This window comes from Phenylobacterium sp. (assembly GCF_035475775.1).
Classification (GTDB): domain Bacteria; phylum Pseudomonadota; class Alphaproteobacteria; order Caulobacterales; family Caulobacteraceae; genus Phenylobacterium.
Genome location: NZ_DATIMC010000075.1, coordinates 1 through 8,641 on the forward strand (window position 1 = coordinate 1; position 8,641 = coordinate 8,641).

Genomic DNA, 8,641 nt, shown 5'->3' on the forward strand with positions numbered 1-8,641 from the left:
CCCTCCCCTTCATGGGGAGGGTGGTCCGCGCGAAGCGAGGATCGGGTGGGGAGGAAGGGCCGGAACGCGCGGCCCGTAGCGTGATCCGCACCTCCCCACCCTGGCCGCTTCGCGGCCTGTCCCTCCCCTGAAGAGGAGGGATGAAATGGGAGATCGCCATGGCTTACGAATTCGTCCAGGTGGAGCGGGAAGGGCCGGTCACGACGGTGATCCTCAACCGGCCCGAGGTGATGAACGCGCTGCATTCGCCGGCCCACTTCGAGCTCGACGAGGTGTTCAACGCCTTTGCGGCCGATCCCGCGCAATGGGTGGCGATCGTCACCGGGGCCGGCGAGCGGGCGTTCTCGGCCGGCAACGACCTGAAGCACCAGGCGAGCGGCGGACGGATGGGTAGCCCGCCCTCCGGCTTCGCGGGCCTGACCTCGCGGTTCGATCTCGCCAAGCCCCTGATCGCGGCGGTGAACGGGGTGGCGATGGGCGGCGGCTTCGAGATCGCGCTCGCCTGCGACATCATCGTGGCCTCGGAAGCCGCGGTGTTCGCCCTGCCGGAGCCGCGCGTCGGCCTGGCTGCGCTGGCCGGCGGCCTGCACCGGCTGCCGCGGGCGATCGGGACCAAGCGGGCGATGGGCATGATCCTCACCGGGCGGCGGGTGAGCGCGGCCGAGGGGCGCGAGCTCGGCTTCGTCAACGAGGTGGTCGCGCCGGGCGAGCTGATGGCCGCCGCCAGGCGCTGGGCGCAGCAGATCTGCGAGCTCTCGCCGATGTCGGTGCGCGCCTCCAAGCAGGCGGTCTACCAGGGCCTGGACGAGCCCTCGCTGGAGACGGCCCTCAAGGGCCAGAGCAAGTATCCGGCGGTGGCGGCGCTCTATTCGTCGGAGGATTTCGTCGAGGGCCCGAAGGCGTTCGCCGAGAAGCGCCCGCCGCAGTGGAAGGGACGCTGAGCCCCGCGTTCTGAAGGCGTGCTTTTCCTTGACCGGTCAGGGCCGTCACGATACAGAACGTAACAGGAACAAACGTGATCTTTGACAACTGAACATTGTCCAACGCTCGCCACTTGCGCCCGGAATTTGGCCCTTGCGGTCCGACGATATTGTCCGCGATCGGGTGGGATCGGCTCCGCGCTTGCCAGAAAATGACACGTGCGTCAGGTTTGCGCGCTGCACGTGAAGGATGAGCCCGACCATGGACCGCTACGACTACATCATCATCGGCGCGGGCTCGGCCGGCTGCGTGCTGGCGAACCGGCTCTCGGAAGATCCGGCGACAAGGGTCCTGTTGCTCGAGGCCGGCGGCAAGGATTCCTCTCTGATCGTCAAGATGCCGGCCGGCGTGGGCGGCCTGATCGCCAAGCCGGGCCCCTACAACTGGGGCTTCTGGACCGAGCCCGAGCCGAACCTGGACGGCCGGCGGCTGTGGTGGCCGAGAGGCAAGGGCTGGGGCGGCTCGTCGTCGATCAACGGCATGATCTACGTCCGCGGCCACGCGCGCGACTACGACCAGTGGCGGCAGATGGGCCTCGCGGGCTGGGCCTATCGGGATGTGCTGCCCTATTTCAAGCGCGCCGAGAGCTTCGAGGGCGGTCCCGACGCCTGGCATGGCGGCGAGGGGCCGCTGCACGTCTCGAAGGCCGCCTCGCCGAACCCGATCTACCGCGCCTCGATCGAGGCCGGCGGCCAGGCCGGCTATCCGCTGACCGACGACTTCAACGGCTTCCAGCAGGAAGGCTTCGGGCCCTACCAGCTGACCATCAGGGACGGCCAGCGCTGGAGCGCCGCGCGCGCCTATCTGCATCCGGCCCTGGCTCGCCCGAACCTCACCTGCCTCACCGGGGCGCGGACCACCCGCATCCTGGTCGAGAACGGCCGCGCGGTCGGCGTCGAGGTGCGGGTCGGCAAGTCGAAGGCGCCACGCGTCATCCACGCCGAGGCCGAGGTGCTGCTCTGCGCTGGCGCGGTGCAGTCGCCGCACATCATGCAGCTCTCCGGGATCGGCGACCCCGACGAGCTTGCGAGCCACGGCGTCCAGAGCGTCCACGCGCTGAAGGGGGTTGGCCAGAACCTGCAGGACCACCTCGACGTGACGTTGTCGTGGGAGTGCACCCAGCCGATCACCGTCTATTCGCTGCGCAAGGGGATTGTCCGCACGCTGGGGGTGGGGCTGAACTATGCCCTGTTCGGCAAGGGGATCGGCCGTCAGAACTTCCTGGAGTCCGGCGCCTTCCTGCGCTCGCGGCCGGACCTCGACCGGCCGGACCTGCAGGTCCACACGGTGCTGGCGATCATGCAGGACCACGGCAAGCTGCAGGTGAAGAAGGACGGCTTCACCTTCCATGTCTGCCAGCTCAGGCCCCAGAGCCGCGGCCGCATCGGGCTGAAGTCCGCCGACCCGCTGGCCGATCCGGCGATCTTCGCGAACTATCTCTCGGCGGAGGAAGACCGGCGCGCGATCCGGCAGGGCGTCAGGATGCTGCGCGAGGTGGCCCGCCAGGCCGCCTTCGAGCCCTATCGCGGGCCGGAGTTCTCGCCCGGCGAGGCGGTGCAGAGCGATGCGGAGATCGACGCCTGGATCCGCCGCACCGCCGAGACGATCTACCATCCGGTCGGGACCTGCCGCATGGGCGCGGCCGGCGATCCGATGGCGGTGGTCGACGCGGAGCTGAAGGTGCAGGGGCTCGCCGGCCTGCGGGTGGTCGACGCCTCGGTCATGCCCACGCTGGTGGGCGGCAACACCAACGCGCCGACCATCATGATCGCCGAGAAGGCCTGCGACATGGTCCTCGGCCGGGCGGCGCCGGCGCCGGAGGATGCGCCAGTGTTCGCCGACGGTCGCCAGGCGGCTTAGGCGCTCACTTCGCCGAGGCCGGCTTCACCACCAGCTTCCAGGCCCTGGGTTCGACCAGCAGGTCGGCGGCCGACTTCTGCACGTCGGCGGCCGTCACGCGCTCGGTGCCGGGCAGCAGCTGGCGGATGGCGTCGAGCTTGCGCGGATCGGCCTGGGCGCCGGAGAGCTCCGAGAGCCAGTAGCCGTTGGTCACCCGCGCCTTCTGCATCTCCTCGAGCCTGGGCGTCTTGGCCCGCTGCAGCTCATCCGGCGTCGGCCCCTTGGCGCGCAGGTCGTCGGCGATCTTGGCGGCGTCGGCGAAGAAGCCGTCGAGCTTGGCGGGCGGGACTTCCACGCTGGCGGAGATGTAGCCCCAATCCTTCCACGTCAGGCTGTGGTTGTAGCTCACCGAGGGCGAGTAGGTGACGCCCTGCGCCTGGCGCAGCTGTTCGATGAGGCGCAGCCCCATCACTTCGCCGAGCACGGCGTCGTTGCGGGCCCGCTGCGGGTTCGACCAGAAATCGTGCGCGGGCCAGGCGACGAAGCCGATCGCCTGATCGGCGCGGCCCTTGTGCCGGAGCACGATCGGCTGGGACGTGCCTTGCGGGAAGCCCATCTGCCGCTCGGAATCCGGCGGCGGGGTTGGCGCGGGCCTGGGCGGCAAGGCGCCGAAGGTCCCCGCCACGGCCTCGGTCGCCTCCTCGGGCGTGACGTCGCCGATCACCACCACCTCGATGGAATCGCTCGCCAGGTGCGGAGCCACCTCGGCCTGCAGGTTCGAGAGGTTGGCGGTCTCGAGCTCCTGGCGGGTCGGAAACGTCCAGCGCCGGTCGCCGTCGTGCAGCAGGCCCTGCAGGTCGCGGGAGAAGACGCCGCTGTCGGTGGCTTCGAACTGGTTCTCCAGCGTCCTAGCCTCGTTCTTCACGTGGGCGAAGGCCTCCGGCCGCCAGCCGGGCTCGGCGGTGTAGGCGGCGAGCACCTGCATCTCGGTGGGCAGGTCTTCGCGCCGCGTCTGTCCGGAGAGCACGAAGGCGTCGTCCACCATGCCGAAGCGGGCGCTGAACACCTTGGCCGCCAGCACGCGCTCCATGTCCTCGCTGCTGATCTTCTTCAGGCCCCCCTCGATGAGGGCGTCGGAGGCCCAGCGCAGGCTCTGCCGGTCACGCGGCAGGTCGGCCAGGCCGTGGCCGATGTTGACCCGGACCAGCACCTGATCGGCGGAGAACTTGGTGGGCTTCACGGTCAGGCGGACGCCGTTCTCGAAGCGGATGAAGGTGGTGTCGAGGTCGGTGATGTCCCTGGTCTCCACGACCTTGCCCGGCGCGCCGAAGCTCTCGTAGGGCCAGCTCACCTGAGTGGGCGCCGCGGGCGCGGTGACCGGCGCCTTCTCGGCGGCCTGGAAGGCGGCGAGCAGGGTCGCATCGCCGCCTTCGAGCGGCTTGGGCGAAGCCATGAACACCAGCGGCCCCGAGCCGCGGAAGGTGGTCTTCAGCGCCTCCGACACCTCGCCGGCCTTCAGGCCCTTCACCGTCTCCTCGAAGAAGGCCAGGTCCTGTTCCGGGTTGGTGACCACCTCCTGGTCGGCGAGCGAGCCCACGATCTGATCGGCGATCCTGGCGGGCCGGCGTGTCGTCTGGCCGGCGACCTGGGCCTTCAGCAGGGCGCGGACTTCCACGATCTCGCGATCGAGCTCGTCCTGGCGCACGCCGAACTGGACGGCGCGCCGCAACTCCTGGTCGGCGGCGGCCAGGGCGGGCCGCCACTTGTCCGGCTCCGCATTGACCGTGACCATGGCGATCTCGGCCGAGTGCTCCTCGTCCAACTTGAACGCCGCGGCGCCCAGGAACGGCGGGTCGGCGGAACGGGCCAGCGCCTGGAAGCGCCGGTTCATCACCTGGAACCCGAGCTGCTGGACGAGATCGCGCCGTCGCTTGGCGAGGGTGTCCGGGGCGAGGTCCGGCGGGCGCACCCAGGCGATCTGGATGGAGAGCGGCGCTCCGGGATCGACCGCCACGCGCGCTTCGGTCCCGCGCGGCTTCACCCGTCCGAGGTCCGGATCGGGCCCGGCGGGGCCTACCGGCTTCATGTCGCCGAAACGGGCGCGGATCTTGGCTTCCATCGCGCCCGGGTCGAAGTCGCCCACCGCGACCAGGACCAGCCGCTCCGGCCGATAGTAACGGTGGTAGAAGTCCGCGATCTGGCTGACCGGCGCCTTCTGCAGCACCTCGTTCCTGCCGATCGGATAGCGCTCGATCAGCCGCTGCCCCGGCAACAGGAACGCCCATCGGTCCTTGAAGATGCGGTAGGACGGCGTGTCTCGGCTGCGCTCCTCGGAGAGCACCACGCCGCGCTCGTGATCCATCGCCGTCTGGGAAAGCGTGAGGTTCGAGGCCGTCTCGCGCAGCAGCATGAGCGCGGTGTCGATGGTGTCGTCATCGGTCTTCGGCAGGTCGAGCTTGTAGACGGTCTCGCCGAAGCTGGTGGAGGCGTTGGTGTCGGCCCCGAAAGCCAGGCCATGGCGCTGCAGGATCTTGATCATGTCGTTCTCGGGCACGGCCTTGGAGCCCTTGAAGGCCATGTGCTCGAGGAAGTGGGCGAGGCCCTGCTGCGCGTCGGATTCGTCGAGGGACCCGCCGTGCACCCATAGCCGGATCGAGGCCTGTCCGGGCGGCACGGCCTGCCGCTTGATGGCGTAGCGCATGCCGTTGGGGAGCGCCCCGAACCGGATGTCCGGGTCGGCCTTGACGTCGGAACGGGCCTGCGGCCATTCGCCCGGCTTCAGCTTCAGGGGCGCGCCCGCCTCGCCGCCGCCGAAGTGCGGGATGTGCGGCAAAGGCAGGGCTGCGGCGAAACCGGCGGCGAGCAGGGAAAATGCGGCGGCGAGCGCGAGGCCCGCGCGCAGGGAACGGATCATCGAAGGTCCTGAGGGTGCGGAGATCAGGGCGCCAACAAAGCGGCTGGTTGCGGCGAAGGCAAGGCGGCATCACGGCCAAGGTCGCGCGCCGCGGCGTTCGCGCCTACATGGGGGCGATGACGGCGTCGTACTTCCAGGACACACCTGCGCGCGGACCATGGTCGGGGCAGGAGCCCGAGAGCGAGGCGCGCCGGCCGGATCGCGAGCCGGTGTTCAACGCGCCCTGGCCGGCGATCGCCCTGGTGGTGGTGATCCTCGGCGGCTACGCCTTGCAGAGCCGGCTTTCGGACGAGTTCGTGATCGCGAGCTACGCCTTTGCGCCCGCCGCGCTCCTGCAGCATCGCTGGGCGACCTTGGTGACCGCGCTGTTCCTGCATGGCAACTGGGGCCACGCGCTGATGAACGCCGCCTTCGCGCTCGCCTTCGCCACGCCGGTGGCGCGGTTCTTCGGCACGCGACTGCCGGGCGCGGCGCTGTTCTTCGCCTTCTATCTGGTCTGCGGGGTGCTTTCGAACCTGGGCTACGCGGCCGTGCATTGGGGAAGCGCTGCGGCTCTGGTCGGCGCCTCGGGCGCGCTCTCCGGGCTGATGGGCGCCGCGGCGCGGCTGATCGCCGGCGGCGGACGGCTGGGGCGCATCGTCTCTTCCCCGGTGATCGGCATGGGCGCCGCCTGGGTGATCGTGAACCTGCTGATCGGGGCGCTCGGAAGCGCCTTCGTCCCGGGCGCGGGCGGGGCCGGCATCGCCTGGGAGGCGCACCTCGCGGGCTTCCTGGCGGGCGTCCTTCTGATCGGTCCCTTCGCCCGGATCGCGCGCCGCGCCTGAGCGCCGCTCACGCGCGCGTGCTTTGACTCTCGTCCATTCTGCGCAACGCTGTTCTGCGACGACTTCAGAAGGAGCGAGCGCATGCTGGTCTCGCAGATCCTCAAGTCCAAGGGCGACCTCGTGTTCACGGTCGCGCCCGGCGAGACCCTCGCCTCCGCGGCCGCCCTCCTGCACACGCGCCGGGTGGGCGCGCTGGTGGTGCTGGAGGCCGAGCAGGTGGTCGGCATCATCTCCGAGCGCGATCTCGTCCGTGCTGTGGCGCTGTCCGGCGCCGCGGCGCTCGCAACGCCGGTCTCCCGCCACATGACCAAGGACGTGCTGTTCGCCGAACCCGGCGAGACGGTGGATTCCCTGATGGGTCGCATGACCGACCGGCGCATCCGCCACCTGCCGGTCTGCAAGGCCGAGCGGCTGGTGGGCCTGGTCTCGATCGGCGATCTGGTGAAGGCGAAGATCTCCGAGGTCGAGGCCGAAGCCGACGGCCTCAAGGCCTATATCGCCGCCAGCTAGCGTTCCCTCCGGACGGAGGGCTGGAAGCCGGCCGCCCGCCGGCGAAAGAGGCGGGGAAGGACGAACGAGCCTTCCCCGCCCATTCTTCCGGCGGCCCTAGCCCGCCGACCGCAGCGCGCCCTCGGGCGCCGCGGCCGCCTCGGCCAGGCTGTAGGCTTCCAGCACCTGGGCGGTGGCGTCGCGGGCGCGCAGCAGCGCTTCGCGCAAGGCGCAGGTGGCGAGGTCCTCGCAGTCTTCGCACTTGCGGAACCCGAGCCGCGGGGAGACGCACGGCGCGAGCGCCAGCGGGCCTTCGATCACCCGGATGACTTCGGCGAAACTGATCTCGGCGGCCGGGCGCGACAGCACGTAACCGCCGAACTTGCCTCGCCGGCTGATCACCAGGCCGTTGCGGGACAGCTCGAGCAGGATGGCTTCCAGGAACTTGCGCGGCGCATCGGCCCTGAGCGCCAGTTCGCCGGAGGTGAGCTGCTCGCCCTCGGCCCGGGCGAGCTCGACAAGGGCGCGCAACGCATAGCGCGCCTTCTGAGAAAGCATGGACGCCACCTCCGCCGCCCTTCTTTAAGAGGCTGGGCGGCGCGTGCAAGCGAGGGCGGCGGGAGCGACGAACTCGCCGCAGGCGCCGCGTCTGACGAACCTGGCGTTGACAGGAGAGGGCGCGGCCCCTAGATAGCCGCCTCCCCGTGGGAAGCCGCTCATTCGGCCGCGAGACGCAGGCGGCGAAAGTCGCTTGCTTTTCGGATCGAAATGACTATTTTCCCCGGGTTCAATCGAATCGCTACGGACCTTTTGGGGCATCCCCCGGGCGGCCCAGAGCGGATTTTGCGCCGAATCCCGAAGCTTTTCAGAAGCTTGGGGACGCGGCGAAAAAGTCCGAAAGGATCGATTGACACCCAAATGGGCGGCCCCTAGATAGCCGCCTCCGCCCGCCACCGGGGTCAAGCGGTGGGATCGGCGAGAGCCGATCGGGTCTTTGACATCGTTGATTTGGAAAGAGAAACGCAGGCGGCGGCGTCCTGGCGACAGTCCTAACCAGACTGTCTCGACGCTGACTGTGACTGCGGTCTCTTGAAAGACACCATGAATATGGATCGCCCGGGCTTCGGCTCGCGGTGGTCGATGTGAATGGGAACTCGTCAAGAACTACGCAGACTATAGCCAGCCGGTTCTCTAGCAGAACTGGTTACGCAGAAAGTCAGAACGTCAACTCAACCTGAGAGTTTGATCCTGGCTCAGAGCGAACGCTGGCGGCAGGCCTAATACATGCAAGTCGAACGGCTCTTCGGAGCAGTGGCGGACGGGTGAGTAACGCGTGGGAACGTGCCCTAAGGTACGGAACAACTGAGGGAAACTTCAGCTAATACCGTATGTGCCCTTCGGGGGAAAGATTTATCGCCTTAGGAGCGGCCCGCGTTGGATTAGCTAGTTGGTGGGGTAAAGGCCTACCAAGGCTACGATCCATAGCTGGTCTGAGAGGATGATCAGCCACACTGGGACTGAGACACGGCCCAGACTCCTACGGGAGGCAGCAGTAGGGAATCTTGCGCAATGGGCGAAAGCCTGACGCAGCCAT

The 8,641-nt window shown here is 69.0% G+C and carries 6 protein-coding genes and 1 rRNA gene; 5 read left to right on the plus strand and 2 right to left on the minus strand.

Translation table 11 applies throughout. From position 1 onward, the window contains the following. The first annotated feature begins 140 nt into the window (after nucleotides 1-140). Nucleotides 141-941 carry an enoyl-CoA hydratase-related protein gene (locus VLI41_RS09810; protein ID WP_325267894.1) on the plus strand — a complete coding sequence of 267 codons (801 nt, stop codon included), beginning with the start codon at nucleotides 141-143 and terminating at the stop codon, nucleotides 939-941. 241 nt (nucleotides 942-1,182) lie between these two features. Further along, the gene (locus tag VLI41_RS09815; RefSeq protein ID WP_325267895.1) at nucleotides 1,183-2,841 is read left to right on the plus strand and encodes a choline dehydrogenase; all 1,659 of its coding nucleotides are present in this window, start codon (nucleotides 1,183-1,185) and stop codon (nucleotides 2,839-2,841) included. A 4-nt stretch (nucleotides 2,842-2,845) separates the two neighbouring features. Here VLI41_RS09815 and VLI41_RS09820 read toward each other — a convergent pair whose 3' ends face one another. Then, nucleotides 2,846-5,734, minus strand: a complete 2,889-nt coding sequence (locus VLI41_RS09820) for an insulinase family protein (RefSeq protein ID WP_325267896.1) — start codon at nucleotides 5,732-5,734, stop codon at nucleotides 2,846-2,848. Nucleotides 5,735-5,781: 47 nt separating this feature from the next. On the opposite strand from VLI41_RS09820, the gene VLI41_RS09825 reads away from it, so the two are divergent. After that, on the plus strand, nucleotides 5,782-6,558 hold the full coding sequence (locus VLI41_RS09825) for a rhomboid family intramembrane serine protease (protein ID WP_325267897.1): 777 nt from the start codon (nucleotides 5,782-5,784) through the stop codon (nucleotides 6,556-6,558). Nucleotides 6,559-6,639: 81 nt separating this feature from the next. Next, a complete protein-coding gene (locus VLI41_RS09830) occupies nucleotides 6,640-7,068 on the plus strand; it encodes a CBS domain-containing protein (RefSeq protein ID WP_325267898.1) in 429 nt (142 codons plus the stop codon). 96 nt (nucleotides 7,069-7,164) lie between these two features. Here VLI41_RS09830 and VLI41_RS09835 read toward each other — a convergent pair whose 3' ends face one another. After that, complete coding sequence (locus tag VLI41_RS09835) at nucleotides 7,165-7,605, minus strand: Rrf2 family transcriptional regulator (protein WP_325267899.1); 441 nt, start codon at nucleotides 7,603-7,605, stop codon at nucleotides 7,165-7,167. A 672-nt stretch (nucleotides 7,606-8,277) separates the two neighbouring features. On the opposite strand from VLI41_RS09835, the gene VLI41_RS09840 reads away from it, so the two are divergent. After that, a 16S ribosomal RNA gene (locus tag VLI41_RS09840) occupies nucleotides 8,278-8,641 on the plus strand; the annotation flags it as partial.